At 45.2% G+C, this 16,230-nt stretch carries 10 protein-coding genes; all 10 read right to left on the bottom strand.

Features of this window, described 5'->3' with window-relative positions; translation table 11 throughout:
- Position 1: 1 nt before the first annotated feature.
- The 10 genes from O3627_RS07985 to O3627_RS07940 all read right to left on the bottom strand — a co-directional run bounded on the left by O3627_RS07985 (position 2) and on the right by O3627_RS07940 (position 16,219).
- Positions 2-6,847: a CshA/CshB family fibrillar adhesin-related protein gene (locus O3627_RS07985; RefSeq protein WP_371621335.1), complete on the bottom strand. Its 6,846-nt coding sequence runs from the start codon at positions 6,845-6,847 to the stop codon at positions 2-4.
- Between the two features lie 170 nt (positions 6,848-7,017).
- Complete coding sequence (locus O3627_RS07980) at positions 7,018-7,509, bottom strand: flavodoxin family protein (protein ID WP_002900615.1); 492 nt, start codon at positions 7,507-7,509, stop codon at positions 7,018-7,020.
- 72 nt (positions 7,510-7,581) lie between these two features.
- Positions 7,582-8,301 carry an acetolactate decarboxylase gene (budA, locus tag O3627_RS07975; RefSeq protein ID WP_002897801.1) on the bottom strand — a complete coding sequence of 240 codons (720 nt, stop codon included), beginning with the start codon at positions 8,299-8,301 and terminating at the stop codon, positions 7,582-7,584.
- Between the two features lie 148 nt (positions 8,302-8,449).
- Complete coding sequence (locus O3627_RS07970) at positions 8,450-9,679, bottom strand: tetratricopeptide repeat protein (protein ID WP_125383151.1); 1,230 nt, start codon at positions 9,677-9,679, stop codon at positions 8,450-8,452.
- Positions 9,666-10,844 (bottom strand): AI-2E family transporter, encoded by a 1,179-nt coding sequence (locus tag O3627_RS07965; RefSeq protein ID WP_002897803.1) that lies wholly within the window; start codon positions 10,842-10,844, stop codon positions 9,666-9,668. The genes O3627_RS07970 and O3627_RS07965 overlap by 14 nt, the downstream gene beginning before the upstream one ends.
- A gap of 176 nt (positions 10,845-11,020) precedes the next feature.
- Entirely contained in the window at positions 11,021-12,388 is a 1,368-nt protein-coding gene (locus tag O3627_RS07960) for a HAMP domain-containing sensor histidine kinase (protein WP_125383149.1), read from the bottom strand.
- Positions 12,385-13,041, bottom strand: a complete 657-nt coding sequence (locus tag O3627_RS07955) for a response regulator transcription factor (protein WP_002897805.1) — start codon at positions 13,039-13,041, stop codon at positions 12,385-12,387. Before O3627_RS07955 ends, O3627_RS07960 begins: the two co-directional genes overlap by 4 nt.
- A gap of 21 nt (positions 13,042-13,062) precedes the next feature.
- Positions 13,063-14,217, bottom strand: a complete 1,155-nt coding sequence (locus O3627_RS07950) for an ABC transporter permease (protein WP_371621345.1) — start codon at positions 14,215-14,217, stop codon at positions 13,063-13,065.
- Positions 14,218-14,292: 75 nt separating this feature from the next.
- A complete protein-coding gene (locus O3627_RS07945; protein WP_002895848.1) occupies positions 14,293-14,967 on the bottom strand; it encodes an ABC transporter ATP-binding protein in 675 nt (224 codons plus the stop codon).
- Positions 14,954-16,219, bottom strand: a complete 1,266-nt coding sequence (locus tag O3627_RS07940) for an efflux RND transporter periplasmic adaptor subunit (protein WP_125383146.1) — start codon at positions 16,217-16,219, stop codon at positions 14,954-14,956. The genes O3627_RS07945 and O3627_RS07940 overlap by 14 nt, the downstream gene beginning before the upstream one ends.
- Between the last annotated feature and the right edge of the window lie 11 nt (positions 16,220-16,230).

Genomic DNA, 16,230 nt, shown 5'->3' with positions numbered 1-16,230 from the left:
CTTAGTCTTCAGACTTTTTCTTCCTCTTCTCTAAGCCAAACAGTCCCAAACCTGATACTCCCGCAAGTAAGCTTGCTGCCAAGTAGGAGGTTTCTTCTGTACCTGTCTTAGGAAGGGCTTTTCCACTCTCACTCTTGGAAAGAGAAGGTTGTGCAGGCGTAATCGTCCGCTCTGGCTGAACAGGATCTTCTGTCACAGTCGGAACATAGATTGCTGAAATCGTCTGACCATTGCGGTCTTTGCGAATCACTGTCACGCCATCAGCTTGACCGACAAAGCCAGTTTCCGGTACAAAGGTCACAGTGCCATCTGGCGCAATCGTGTAAGTACCTTGACCTGGAACAACCTTTTCGGTACTGCCATCCTCGAAAGTTGGCGGAACAGTTGGATCTACGTCGCCTTCAAAGATTGGTTTACCAGTCTGCGGCTGGCCTTTGAGACCCGTGCTGCCGGTATCTTCTGTGGCAGTACTTCCCAAAACAGTTGGGGTATAGGTAGCCGTCACGGCATTGCCATAAATATCTGAACGCTTCACGACGACTCCGCGAGCAGTTCCGACAAAGTCTGCCTCCGGTACGAAAGTCACTGCCCCCAGCATATTGAAACGATAAGTTCCTTCTCCTGGGACAACCATTTCGGTGCTGCCATCCGCAAAGGTCGGTGCTACTGCCTGGTCAATCGCCCCTTCAAAGGTTGGCGTGCCCGTTTGAGCTTGGCCCTTGCGGCCGCTGGACACACTGTCCTGGCTGGTTGATGGTGCAACCACGGTCGGAACATAGCGAGCCGTCACTGAGGTGCCATTCTTATCGCGACGGACAAGAGTCACACCGCTTCCCTGACCAAGGAAATCAGCATCTGGAGTGAAGGTCACTGCTCCATCTGGAGTAATGGTATATGTTCCTTGACCTGGAATTGTCTTTTCCTTACTTCCATCTTCGAAAGTTGGTTCAACTGTTTCATCAATTGGAACCAATGGATCACCTGCTTCGAAGATAGGTTTGCCAGTTTGAACATGGCCCTTGATATTTGTAGATGTAGCATCTTTACCAGTTGGGACTACTGCTTTCACTATTGCTTGATATTTGACAATAACCGGAGTTCCGTTAGCGTCTAAACGAATTAATCCCTGTTCTGGTGTTTCACCCTTGAACTGTTTGTCTGGAGTGAAGGTCACAATGCCATCTGCATCTACTTCGAACTTACCGATATTTGGTATTTCTTTAATATTTTTTCCGTTACCAAATAGCGGAGTCGAGCCTGCTGGGAATGGAACTAATTCATGGCCTGGCGTGAAGGTGACATGACCTTTTTGAACCTGACCTTGTAATCCTTCTGTCTTATCACCAGTACCTGTCGGAGTAACAGCTGTCACAGTTGCTTGGTAGTTGGCTTTTGCTGCTGTACCATTGACATCTGTACGGCTAAGTTCAACTTCTGGTGTCTTACCAACAAACGATTTGACTGGTGTGAAAGTAACATTCCCCTCTGTATCAACCTCGAACTTACCGACTTTGGCAATTTCTTTGAAATTCGTACCAGTATCAAAGACCGGTGAGCTGCCGGTTGGGAAGCCGACTTGCGGACTTCCTGCTTCAAAAGTAACCTTGCCTTTTTGAACTTGGCCTTGAAGCCCCTCCGTCTGAGCACCTGTCGCTCTTGGAGTCACTTTCTCAACAGTTGGCGTATAGTTAGCTGTCACAGGAGTGCCATTTTTGTCCACTCGCTTAACAACAACTGGATCTGGCGTCCCAACATATTGCTTATCTGGGGTAAAGGTAACAGAACCGTCTGGTGCCACTTCAAAGATACCGACATTTGGAACAACCTTGCGCTTGCTTCCATCATCGAAAGTAGCCGGAGTATCATTATCCAGTGGAACTCCCGGAGTGCCGCTCACGAAGTTTGGCTTGCCTGTTTGTGGACGGCCTTGCTCACCAATGCTGGTAATATTTGTTCCCGTTGGAACCACTTCTTTCACTACAGCTTGGTATTTGACGGTGACAGGAGTGCCATTCACATCAGCTCGAACCAATGTCAGCTCAGGAGTGGTTCCCTTAAACTGCTTGTCTGGCGTGAAAGTAACCTTGCCATTGGCATCCACTTCAAATTTACCAACGGTTGGAACCTCTTTAACAGTCAAACCATTGTCAAAGAGCGGAGTTGTTTCAGCTGGAAACGGCACAGAATCATGACCTGGAGTGAAAGTAACATGGCCTTCTTGAACCTGACCTTGCAATCCTTCTGTCTTATCACCAGTACCTGTTGGAGTTACCTTGGTAAACTCTGGACTGTAAGTTGCAGTAACCAGAGTGCCGTTCTTATCGACACGTTTTACAGTGATTGGATCTGGCTTTCCTACAAACTGCTTCTCCGGCGTGAAGGTCACTGTGCCATCTGGAGCAATCGTGTATGTTCCCTGACCTGGAATAGCCTTTTCCTTGCTGCCATCTTCGAAAGTTGGCTCTACTGCTTCATCAATCGGAACCAGCGGATCACCACCTTGGAAAGTTGGGGTACCCGTTTGCGGAATACCTTGTGGGCCAGTACTAGTCACATTAGTACCTGTTGGAGTTACTGATGTAACCGTCGCAACATAAGTAACTTTTGCGGCAATACCATTTGCATCTTTGCGAGAAATGCTAATTTCTGGTGTTTCACCCTTGAACTGTTTGTCTGGCGTGAAGGTGACATTGCCCTCTCCATCTACTTCAAACTTACCGACTTTGGCAATTTCTTTGACATTCGTACCTGTGTCAAAGACTGGCGTGCTGTTGGCTGGGAATCCTACTTTGGGATCGCCAGCTTTAAAAGTTACACGGCCCTTTTGAACTTGTCCTTGCGGACCTTCTGTCTGATCTCCAGTTCCCGTCGGAGTCACAGCGGTCACAGTCGCCCGATATTTAGCCTTGGCAACTGTTCCATTGACATCTGCACGGCTGAGCTCAACTTCAGGAGTTTTACCTACAAAGGTTTTGACTGGAGTAAAAGTGACATTACCCTCTCCGTCTACTTCGAACTTACCGACTTTGGCAATTTCTTTCACATTCGTGCCGGTATCAAAGACTGGCGTGCTGTTTTCTGGGAAGCCGACCTGCGGACTTCCTGGTTCAAAAGTAACCTTGCCTTTTTGAACTTGACCTTGTGGGCCTTTTGTCTGAGCACCTGTTGCTCTTGGAGTCACTTTCTCAACTGTAGGCGTGTACTTAGCCGTCACAGGAGTGCCATTCTTATCTACACGCTTAACAACAACTGGATCTGGTGTGCCAACAAATTGCTTGTTAGGTGTGAAAGTGACAGATCCATCTGGTGCCACCTCAAAGATACCAACATTTGGAACAACCTTGCGCTTGCTTCCATCATCGAAAGTCGCTGCAGTATCATTATCCAGTGGTACATCTGGGTTTCCACTTACAAAGTTTGGCTTACCTGTCTGTGGACGGCCTTGTTTACCAGTGCTGGTGATGTTTGTCCCTGTTGGAGTTACAGCAGTGACTGTCGCCTTGTAGATAGCTGTAGCCGTGCTGCCATTCGTATCTGTACGAGTAATCCTGATGTCTGGCGTAAGGCCTTTAAATTGTTTCTCTGGAGTAAAGGTTACATTTCCATCCTCATCCACTTCAAACTTACCAACAGTAGGCACTTCTTTAACAGCCGAACCATTGTCAAAGAGCGGAGTTGAGCCAGCTGGAAAGGCCACCGTTTGTTTTTGACCGTTGACTTGCGCAGAACCTTCTGTGAAGCTGACTTTTCCTCGCTGAACTTGACCTTGTATGCCACTGGTTTCAGCATTCGTCGCACTTGGTGCTGCTGCTTTTACATCAGCCTGATAGTTAGCAGTTACTTCTGTCCCATTGACATCTACTCGCTTGACAGTCTCTGCTGCTGGACGGCCAGTATAAGTCGGCAGTGGAGTAAAGGTAACTAGGCCTTGATTATCCACCTGATAAGTGCCGACACCAGCAACTGTTTTAGTTTGGCTGTCATTATCAAAGGTTGGCAACTTCTTGCTATCAATAGGCACACGATTATTGCCCGGATTGAAGGTCAGCTGTCCTGTCTGAACTGCACCTTGAATGGCCTCGCTGCTGGCACCTTGAGCAGATGGTCTAACAGGAGTCACCTTTGGCTGATAAACAGCTTGGTGCGGAATACCTTTGCCATCAATCATTTGAACAGACACAGGATCTACTGTACCAACAAAGTTTTTGTTTGGTTTGAAAGTAATCTTACCTGTTGCAGGTTGGACTTCAAAACGACCGACTTCCTGACCATTTGATAAAGCTGGAACTCTAGTATCATCTGTAGTCGTTCCATCCGCTTTCACAAATTTTACTGGATTTGCTGCCGTCGGACTTGCCGAAGTTTTGCGAGCATCACCATCATTAAAGACAGGCGTCTTTTCTTGCGTCAGTCCTTGAGCATCCGTTGTTTCATACTTAGGAACATTCAGCACAGTTGGTACATAACGTCCATCCATGGTGTTGAGCTGATCATTGATAACCGCTTCAGCCTGATTCTTAGCAATCCAATCTGTACTTGCGCCGTTAGTATCAAAACGACGGATGTTAATTCCCTGGGCTGTGCCGATAAAGCCAGCTTTAGGCTCATATACCACATCTACATCAGCACCGTTTGCAGTTACTTTATAACGGCCTTCAGCAGTGTTATACCAGCCTTCTGCATCAGCTGTCAGGGCATTTCCTCTCGTATCTAATACAATCGGAGCTTTGGTAGTATCAATTGCTACTTTCTTATTTTCAGTATTTTGAGCAATTCCCTGCGGAGTGAAATGAAGAGTGGCTGTCTGTCTCTGATCACGGATTCCAGTACTTTCCTTCTTCTCACCTTTTGGTGGATAGGTCAGTTCAACTTCTAGGTCTTCCACCTCACCACTAAATGCAGTTCCGGTAGGCTTTTCAATATCTCCCTTGTTCAAGGCAATACGAACACGCATTCCCAGCTTGCTAAGTTCAGGATTGGTCATAGCTGGATTCTTCTTAAAGTTGACAGTATAATCTCCCGCAGTTGTTACTTCGGTAAATTCACTGGCTTCGTCTTCGTCAAAGACACCATTATTATTGAAGTCAATCCATGCGCGAACATAGGCTTTTTCGTATCCATTAGCCGAAGCATGGATGCGGAGAGAATAATCTCCGTCATGCAGACGGTTTACTGGAAAAAGACCATTGGTTTTCCCGACTAAATCATCAGACAAGAGCTGATTGACACCTTCATCGGCCAATTCTGTATCATCATCATGTTTCCAGTTGTTGCCAGACGAGGTATCAATATCAGCCTGAACACGGCCCAAGAATGGCTGTGGATTTTGACCGCCAGTTTCAGCATTGTATCTTGAAATAGCATGGATAGCTTTTCCATAGGAATCCGGTGCATCCCCTTCATCGATTGCCATAAAACCAATCATCGCAGCCTGCTGGCCAGAAGAAGCTATGTAAATACCAACCTCTGATGCACCACGTGTCATGACAAGCGGAATTGTATTGTGTCTAGAAACGTTCGGTCCAAATACTTGGCTTCCCAGTCCGCCTGTCTTTTGGTCCGGACTGACATAGGCCTGCCAATGAACCCCAGTACCGTCATTTCCAATAAATTGTCCTTCTGTAGTAGGCTTCATTGGCTTATAGGTTTCTGTAATCTCAGTAGTCACACCATTTGCGTCTGTAACTGTTCGCTTCCACTCGGCCAAATGTTCCCAACCCTTACCATTGGTTGTAAAGATAGCATACTCGCCAGGGTTTGCCTCTTCTCCATCAGCCATGACAACTGTTGCTTTAACTGGCTTCCCACGATATCTAGCTTCAACTTTGAACTTCACACCATAGTTGGCTTCATCTTTAGGAACCTGCAGTTGGGTCTTACGCCCTTTAGTATCAATTCCTTCTGACTTAATAGCTGAATATTGATTCTGAGCAGCACCAGTAATTTTAGGACGGTAATCATCACCATACCAATACTGATAAGCATAATTATTGCTATTGGTATATTGAAGCCAAGTATTTTTTGCATTGGGATCATAACTGCTTTCGTACTCAGTCCCCTTTACTCGATCACGATAGATCTCTGTCGCATAGAAAGGTTTCAATTCCGTCACAGTCAGTTTGACCACATAGCCCGGCGAAATTTCCTTCTCATATACTGTTCCAACTTTAAAGGAGCCATCTTTATCTAGATTTCTCAGTGATTTAGTATCACCAAAATCTAGCCAGTTCACTTGCTTCATCAACTCATCAGAGCGTTTTCTTACTGATTCTTCCAGTGTTGGTTTAGAAACTGTAGGATTAGGTGTTGCATCTTGTATAGCAGAGCTAGCTTGACCAGCAGGACTTGTAGTACGGAATGATGTTCCTGTCTCCATTGGCTGGCCGTTACGATCAGACCTTGGCATAGCCGCAGAACTTGGTTTTGGCGTATATTGCACTGAATAAGAGCGCGTCCGACTAGCTTCAGCTGGTCTGGCTTCATTAGAGGTCTCAGCTGTTTGATTAGCTTCTTGCGCCTTTTCAGGTGTCGCTTGCTCTGGGGCAGCAGCTGGGCTTACCAGCTGATTTTGATCAGCACTTGCTTCTGAGTTAGCTGTTTCAGGAACAGCAGATGTTGCTGTATTCTCAAGAGCAGGCTGACTGACTGGCTGACTCACAGCAGAGTCCGTCGGCTTTTCTGGCAGTGAGATATTTTCATCTACAGATCCGCTGGCAGTTTCATCTGCATTGACCGTAGCCGCAGTACCTAAAAGGAAAACGGTAGATAATAATACCGAGCAAACTCCGACATTTAATTTTCGAATTGAAAACTTATTTAAATGGGGGTTAAATAATTCTTTTCCCATAGAATCTCCTATATTAATATTTAATAGCAATTGGTATTATACAACATTTATATATAGTTAGCCATGGATATGACTGTAGTTGAGGGGCATAGTGTCCAAAAATAGACACATAAAAAAAGACTCCATTTTTATAGTAAAAAAAGAAGACTCGCAAACGAATCTTCTCACTTTTAACCTTCTGATAAAACCTTATCTAATTTTTCCTGTAGGGCTGCTAATTCCCAACCATCAATTTCTTTTAGCTCATGATTGGTTACTGCCAGCCCCTCATATTCGAGTCCGCAGTTCTGGCAAAAGCGGCTCATCACGTAGTCCAGCATTTCAATTTCTTTGCTGGGCTGAGAACCTTGCAGGAGGAAAAACACCCTTTTGCCCTTGAGTACTTCCTGAGGCTCATGCACATCAGCCAATCGGTCCAACAGGGTTTTTAGCAGACCCGAAAAAGACCACCAATAAATAGGACTGGTAAAGACCAGTACATCAGCCTGACTCAGTTGCTCATAGACTTGAAAGAACTGGTCGTTTTCTGCTGACTGGCCATATTGCTCAATGTGGTAGTCCACTAATTGAAGAGCCTCATAATCTCTATCCCGCAGAAAAAAGTGCCCCAACTTAAAACTATTACCATTCCTATTCGGGCTGGCGTTTACCAAATAAATCATAGCTTCTTTTCTCCTTTATTTTTTCCAATTATATCAAAAAAGAGGGAAGCAAACAATGCTCACCCCTACTATTTATTCCGACTTTTCCATATCTTCTTTCATCTCATCCATATTAAACTTAGCAAAGAGATACTTACGATCTTGTACTGGGAAACGCTGATCCAGCTGGTCTACAGCACCCAACTCGACGACACCTTCTTTGATAACAAAATCCATAACATGTCCGCCAAAAGTCAGATCGTCTGATACAAAATGCAGATGATAACCTGCCAGACTGACTCCGTGAAAAATCTCTGGCGTCCAGATACCAACGATGGTCCCCGTGACATTTTCCTTACGATACTCAGGCTGGTTGACTGCTACTTCTGCAAACTTCCGTTCCGTCGTAGACTTGGGAATCATCCGAACATGCATGCGGGCGAAATCGCCATGAATCTTGATAGAGCGGAAAAGATTTTCGCCATCATAGTAAGACTCAATCCGCTTTTCCAACTCCTTGTCATCCATCTCAAAGCGCTGACGGAAAATGACCTCCGCCTGATGTGGAACAACTGCCGCATAAGGTACTGTCATATCCGGTGACACCTCAACCACTTCTGGCACTTCTCCAGAGCCCTTTGCTTGATAAGCCTTACCATCGAGAATAATAAGCTCACCATCAATAGAGTCCAGTGTTCCCAAGCCCAAATCTCCATACTGAAGCAGCTCTCCAACAGTCATACTGCCATCGTAAAGACCAGCCATCAAGGCTCCCAAAGTATTATATTGAAATAATTTGATTGGTTCTGCCATTCTTTTTCCTTAATCTTTCTCTTCTTATAAATATTATTGCCCATCCAGCTAAGTTTTTTCATCTTTATTACAGTGGCTTACTGAATTTCTACGCCAATCATTATACCATAAATCTCGGGAAAGGGCTGAGCGAGTGCTTCTTCAGCTATTATAAACTTTCATAAAGCTCCTGCATACTAGCATCATCAGGTACCAATCTCAGGTAAGAAGCAGCAGCCCTTTTAGCTTCTTCAAATCTGCCTAATTCTCGCAAAAGATAGACATACTGCTCTAGAAACTCTGGATTATCATGCAATTCACGAGCCAGTTGATTATAGAGTTCCTCTGCTTTTTCCAGATTTTCCAAAGCCTGATAAGCACGCGCCAGATTCCAGCGAGTCAAGGCATTATCGACTTCTTGCTCTGCAAATTCTAAAATATCCTCATAACGCTCCTGCTCCAAGTAAAGAGTAGTCAGTCGCAAGACAATCTCTTCCAAATCATCCGCATCTTCCTGAGCCTGCAAGAGATAATTTTCAGCCGCTTTCTCATCATGAAGTTCATAAGAAAGCTGTGAGGCTAAAAGCAAGAGCCGAGTCTCAAAAGGATTCTTAGCCAAGCCCTGCTGAGCAAGAGTCAGAGCTTCAGCCGTCCGATGTTCCGCATGAAGAGACAAAGCATAACCATATTCGTAGCCTTCAAAATCCGGTGACAGAGTATCCAGTTGCTTAAAATAAAGATTGGCCTTCTGGTATTCTTCCTGGTCCGCTAATATAGTTGCTAGCTCATAAACAGCAGCATCATCGTATTCCAGCTCAACTGCTTTCTCCAAAAACTCAATAGCCGCTGCAAATTTTCCAAGGCTGGCATAGCAGACTCCAATCCGCTGATAGGTTGAGACACCTGTCTGCTCAAAGATTGAGCGATTGTCCAGCTGGGCGTATTCCTTAATCGCCTGAGAAAAATCCCCCAGCTCCAAATCTATCTCAGCCAGACCAAAGGTTACCAAAGGCTCATCAGTCAGCTCTGCTGCCTGAGCCAGTTTTTCACGAGCTACATCAGGCAGCCCCTCTAGCTGATAGAGGTCAGCCTTAGCCAAGAGAGCAGCAACATACCAGTCACTGCCTGGATGAATCTCCTCCAGATAGGCAAAAGCCTGCTCCAAGTCCCCATCATCACTGGCAATAGCTGCCAGACTGATATAAGAAGCTGGATAGTCAGGAGCCAACTTTTCAAAAATACGCTTGGCCTGAGGGAAAAAGCCGATACTCTCTAAGTAATCGGCCAAATCCAATAATTCTTCTTCGCTGTCTGTAGTCAGGGCTTGCTCGAAATAGCGATCAGCCAGAGCTAGGTCCTGCTCCTGTAAAGCTGCCAACATTTGCTCACTCTTGCTCACTGATTTCTCCTTCTTGTTCAAAATCGGCTTCGTAGAGGCCACTTACTTTCTGATACCACTTAAAGATGGCTGCAATGGCTACTTTTGCTGAAGCATAGGCGGGAATTCCCAGGAAAACGCCCCAAATGCCAAACATGGTACCAGAAGTCAATAATACGAATAAAATCGTAATTGGATGAATACTGAGCTGACTGCCCAAGACCAGAGGAGAAACAAAACGCCCCTCGATAGTCTGCTCAACGATGAAAACGACAATGACTTTAGCCAGCATCACTGGACCGCCAGCAATCAAACCGATTGCCAGAGCTGGAAGCATGGCCAAAAAGCTGCCCAAATAAGGTACCAGATTGAGAACGCCCGCAATTACTCCAAGAGTGACACCATAGCGCAGACCAATAATCTTGAAGAAAACGATAAACATCAGAGCTACAATGATAGCGACCGTCACCTGACCGCGCACATAGTTGGCCAGCTGGCTGTTGATATCCGTCATCACTTGACCAAAGGATTCGCGGAATTTAGTTGGCAGAAACTGGGTCACATAGCCTTTCAGATTTTTCCCATCTCTCAGCAGGTAAAAAAGGATAAACGGCATGATGATAATAGCCACGACAATCTGCGAAGTTGTACTAATCAAGTTCCCCGCCCAATTAACTGCCCGCGATGAAAAATTGCTGGCCCAATCGGTAATCTGACTAGACAGATTGCTAGTGTATTCCTCAATCTGCGGCTTGAAATCTGCCGAAATATACTTGGTCACAACATCGTCGATGAACTTGTCAGCCTGCTTTAGATAAGCTGGAACATTTCTGACAAAGGCCATGACCTGATGCTGCAAGCTAGGAATAGCAACAGCCAAGCCCCAGATAATCAAAAAAGCAATTAAAACAAAGACAATGGTAATAGCAACCAGTCGATTAATCTTGTGCTTTTCCATCCAGTCGACGATGGGATTTAACAGATAATAAAGCAGACCAGCTAAAATAACCGGCAGCATAATTACTCCCAAAAATTCAATGACTGGACTAAAAATAAAACTGATTTTACTCAGTATAAAAATATTCAGCCCCATCAAAAGGGTTACTAAAAATACTGTAATGGCCTTGTTATCTAAAAACCATTTAAAAAACCAAGATAGGCTAAAATCTTTCTCTTTGTGCTCCATATTCTCCTCCTTTAACTCGTCATTTCATTGTAACATTTTTCAGAGAAAAATTCTCTGCTCAGCTATAGGGAAAAGCAAAAAAAGAGAGGTGCCAGAAGACTTGTATTTTTAGCAAAATACAGCTTCTGACTTCTCTCTTCTGCTCCTGCAAGGCCAGCTAGAATGTAAGGCTATTTCTAGACAGCGGGCAGAGAAATGCTAAAGCGCATCTTCTGCCCATCAACGGCTTCAAACTGATATCGCAGACCATGCTTGTCCAAAATTTGCTGAACGATAAAGAGTCCCAGACCAGTTCCGCCATCCTTGCGATTGCGACTGTAGTCTGGCCGGTAGAAAGGCTGAAAAATCTGCTGAATTTGGTCTTTGTTTAAGACTCGTTCCGCTTCATTTTCGATGACTAGCTTATGCTCTTCCAGCCTAAGTAGAATCTGTCCACCTTCTACTGTATAATGAAAGGCATTGTCCAGAAGATTTTTGATAGCCTTGAGCAGATAGGTGCGGTTCCCCTTGACCTTCGCTTCAGCCAGCTCAACTTGAAAATGGTAGTGTCTGACATCTGCTAAAACTCGATAGGTGCTCAGATTTTCCTCCAAGACCTGCTTGAGTGAAAAGACTTCCTGTTCGGTTTCAGTCTTCATCTCCAGTTTAGAAATGGCTAAGATAGACTGGACTAACTCCGACTGCTCCTCTAGGATTTCTCGGCACTTCTGCAAGTACTTGTCTCGATCCTTGAACTCTCCTACTCCATAAATCATGCCATCGACCATCCCCATCATGCTGGTAATGGGCGTCTTGAGCTCATGCGATGTCATCCGCAAAAACTCAGCTTTCTCACGCTCGCTTTCTGCTACTTTTTCATTTTCTAGGCGCAAGGCCTCGATACTGGTCAGCAGATTAGCATAGAGATGATTGATATCTTGGGCCAGTTCGGCAATCTCATCACGCCCCTTGACCTGACAGGTCACATCTGGAGCCAGACTCGTCATTTGACGGGTGCTCTTAGAGATGGCTTTGATACGTTGACTGGAAGTCCGGCTGTAGAGATAGGCAGCCAGACCACCCAGACTCAGAGATACAAGCAAGACAAATGGATAGAGATTAAGCAAAATCCGACTAGCATCAGAAACCGGTTGTAAGGAATATTCCCCTCTCAGGACAACTTCTTTACCATCTGAAGTTCGAAAGCTTTCTGATAAACTCTTGCTCTCATAGTCGCTGTTGGCAATTGTTGGAACGATGGTCAGCTGCAGAGAACTTTCATCGCCAGCTTCGAGTGAAGGATAGAGAATCGTATTGTCTTTCGCCAGCAAGGTAAACCAAATCAGATTGCTCTTTTTACTATAATCACTCAACAGCTCGCCGATTTGCTGACTGGACTTTCCCTTAACCTGCTTGGAAACTTGGTCAAATTCCCGCTGAGCTTCTCCACTCTTAACCTGCTGATAATACACAGGCATGGCAAAGTAAAGACTGGCTAGAACGATAGTCACCACCACGAAAATGATGGACGAGGTCAAGAGAAAGTTCTTTTTGACAATTTTCACTTGTCTTCTCCTCCAAGCTGATAACCCATACCCGTAATGGTTTTCAGCGGCACACCAGGAATCTTTTTGCGGATATTCTTGATATGATTATCCAGTACCCGACTATCCAGCTCGCTGTAGCCCCAAATGGTATTCATCAGCTGATCTCGGGTCACCAAGTGACCCTTCCTCTTAGCCAGAGTCTGCAAGATTTCATATTCTTTCTTGGTCAGAGGCATTTTCTCACCCTGCCAGTAAACCGTGCAGTCATCAATAGAAACCGTCAGGTCGCCAACAGCAATCTCTGAAGCAACCGTATTTCTGCGCAGAATATTCTCAATCCGTTTGACCAAGATTAGCGGTGAAAAAGGCTTGGTTACATAATCACTGATGAGGTGATTAAAGCTGACCAGCTGGGTATACTCGTCATCCAGAGCTGTCAAAATCATGACCGGAATCTGAGAGGTCTTGCGGATTTCCTTCAGTACTTCCAGACCGCTCTTGGTCGGCAGCATCATATCTAAGATGACTAGATCGAAGGGTTCTTCTTCAAAAGCCTGCAAAGCATCGCCACCATCAAATACTGGCCTTACCTCATACTGACTTTCCTTTAAAAACTCGCAAATCACTTGATTAATCGTAGTATCATCTTCCACCACTAGAATCTTGTGCATACTTAGCTTTTTCTCCTTTACCTATTCAAATCGCAGGGCTTGGATCGGATCCAGCTTGGATGCTTTCACAGCTGGCAGGAGCCCAAATACTACTCCTATTATACAACAAAAGAGCAAACTTACAAAGACAGAAAAGAGGGATAAAATATACGGATAGGCTAGAGACTGGGTGATGGCAAAGCCTGAGGCGATACCAGCCACCACGCCAATAATCCCTCCCATCAGAGTCAGGATAACCGCCTCAATCAGGAATTGCTTGAGAATAATCTTCCGCCGAGCTCCCAGAGCCTTTTTAATCCCGATTTCACGAGTCCGCTCTGTCACTGAAACCAACATGATATTCATAACACCAATACCTCCGACTAAGAGGGAGATGCTGGCAATACCTGCTAGCAAGACGAAGTTGGACTTGTTGAGATTGTCCAGCTGCCGTTCGAATTCCTGCAGGTTGAGCACACCAAACATATAGTCTGACGGTGGCATTTGCTGATTGAGATAATCACTGACCTTCTTGGCCACCTTCTTCAAATCATCGGCCTTGTGGGTTTGGACAGTCACTTCTGGACTGACATTAATGGTATCAAAAATCCGATGCCACTGTTGCAGGGGAATATAGGCTACCTTTTCCGCACCAGCTGTTAAGCCACTCTGCTCAGTCGACTCAAATACACCAATAACTTTAAAAGGATTACCCAAGACTTCCACATACTTGCCGATACCATCACCCTTTGGAAAGAGACTGTCATAAAGAGACTTTTCCAGATAGGTCACCTGCTCTTGATTTTTAAAGGCTTCTGAGTCGAATCCTTCACCTTCTAGCAGACGTTGCTGCTTGATGTCAGCGGCTGTTTGCGAAACAGCCTGAATCTTCCCAGATGACTTTTGGCTCAGGTAGTAAATCTTCTCATCTGTACCGTAGGTCAGCAGAGCATTCTTGACCCCGGAGATTTCCTTAATCTTGCTCAACACATCCTCTCCCATAAAGGGAATATAAGAAGGCTTCTGAGCTTGAGATTTCTCTGGAATGGTTGGATCGATGGCGCTTTTCTTGTCATAGACAACCTTGATTGTGTTATTGTTTCCGCCAATGAGCTGACGCTTGGTATTCTCCGTATTTCCCTCAATGATAGAAAAGATAGCGATGATAGCGCCTATCCCGATGATAATCCCCAACATGGTCAGCATAGAGCGCATTTTATGCGACAAGATTGAATTCAGAGCTACAAAAATATCTTCCATACAGCTTCCTTTCTATCCTATCGCTTTGCTCTCTATATTACCGTCCCGCAGGATAACCGTCTGCTTGCAGAGTTGGGCTACTTCCGGCTCATGGGTAATGATAACAATGGTTTTGCCCTCATCATTAAATTGCTTGAAAAGGTCCATAATCTGCACACTGGTCTTGGTATCCAGGGCCCCCGTTGGTTCGTCACCAAGGATGAAGCTGGGATTAGTTACCAAGGCTCGTGCAATGGCTACCCGCTGCTTCTGACCACCGGACAGCTCCATAGGCTTAAAATCACTTCTTTCTTCCAACCCGACCAATCGCAACATTTCCAGTGCCCGCTCCCGTCTCTCCTTTTTAGGAATTTTCATGTAAGTTAGAGGCAGTTCCACATTTTGGCAGGCCGTCAGCTTGGGCATGAGGTTAAAATTTTGAAAAACGAAGCCAATCTTCTGATTGCGCAGATCGGACAGCTGATTGTCGGACAGCTCAGACACATCGGTCCCTTCAATATGATAAGTCCCTGAACTTGCCTTATCCAGACAGCCGATAATGTTCATCAGAGTGGACTTACCGGATCCAGACGGTCCCATGATAGCTAGAAAATCCCCCTCTTTCACATGCAGATCAATTCCTTTTAAAATTGGAAATTCCTGACTGCCCTGCTGATAAGATTTGTGGATATCCTTAAGCTTTAACATGCTGTCCTACCTCCATCCCTTCTTCCATACCTGCTCTTGGCGTTGAAATGGTATCCTGCATAGTCAGACCTTCTGTAATCTCTACCAAACGGTCAGAAACTTTCTTGGTCTTAACTTCCTGCAATTTCAGAGTCTTGCCTTCTACCTTCCAGACATAGGTCTTGCCATTTTTATTGAAAGTATAAGCCTTATTGACAATTACCTTTCCTGCCTCGGGAGCATTCTCCACGATGTTGACATAGGAATGGGAACCCACCAACGGCATTTCACCACCTTGATCCAGCTCTACGGTATAAGGATACTTACCTTGGTTGGGATTTTCCTGTTGCTTATTCCCACCATTATTATTGGAAGTATTTTCTGCTGTCAGACTACCGACCTGAGTTACCGTACCACTCCAGCGTTTCTTAGGATCCTTGCGATCCACCACTTCCACTTTCTGGCCGACACTCAGCTTTTCACGGTCAAATTCACTGACAGTACCTTTGACCAGAGTTTTGGACTTGTCCATAATCTCAATAAAGTTTTCTTCTTCCTTTTTGGCCTTGGACTGATTGGGCAAATCTTCATTCATAGAGGTAATTGTTCCTGCTGTATCGGCAGTCACAGTATCATACTTCATCCGGTCTGATTCTGTCTGAGCTGTCACCTGGGCCTTTTCAGCCTCAATTTGAGCTGTCGTCACTTCATTATCCGCTGTCTTAGCATCGCTCAACGCCTGAGCCAGCTCGTCTTCAGCTGACTTTATCTGCTCCAGCAATGACTCATCCTGACTGGAATTGTATTTGTCCTTGAGTGAGTTTAAGCTGGCCAACTTGCGATTATAGGTTTCCCATTTAATCGCAGCGCTGTTTTGAGCGGCTGTAATGCCATTAGCCTTGGACTGGGCATCATATTGAGCCGACTGGGCTGTCAATTGCTGCTCTGTCGCATAGGAAAAGAGCGGCTGTCCTTGTGTAACGGTATCACCATTTTTGACAAATACTTCCTTGACTTCCCCTTTAGACGGGTCAATCTTGACCTTACTGCTATTGTTGGCAACTACTTCCCCAGATAAAACCAGGCTTGTTTTTTTGCTGTTATTGACAGCTTCTTGGACTGTCAGCGAATCAATCGTCTTATCTGCCATTTTCATGGCCTGTTGTTGATTGATCTGTCTAAAATACAGATAGCCTCCCAGCCCAGCACAAGCGAGAATGACCGTGCTGCCCAATAGAATGGTCTTACGATTCATTTTTTTTCTTCGAAACATATTGCCTCCAA

The organism is Streptococcus sp. 27098_8_82 (assembly GCF_041431615.1).
Taxonomy (GTDB): domain Bacteria; phylum Bacillota; class Bacilli; order Lactobacillales; family Streptococcaceae; genus Streptococcus; species Streptococcus sanguinis_K.
Note: the sequence above shows the minus strand (reverse complement) of the source record. Positions and strands in the feature narration are given on the sequence as shown.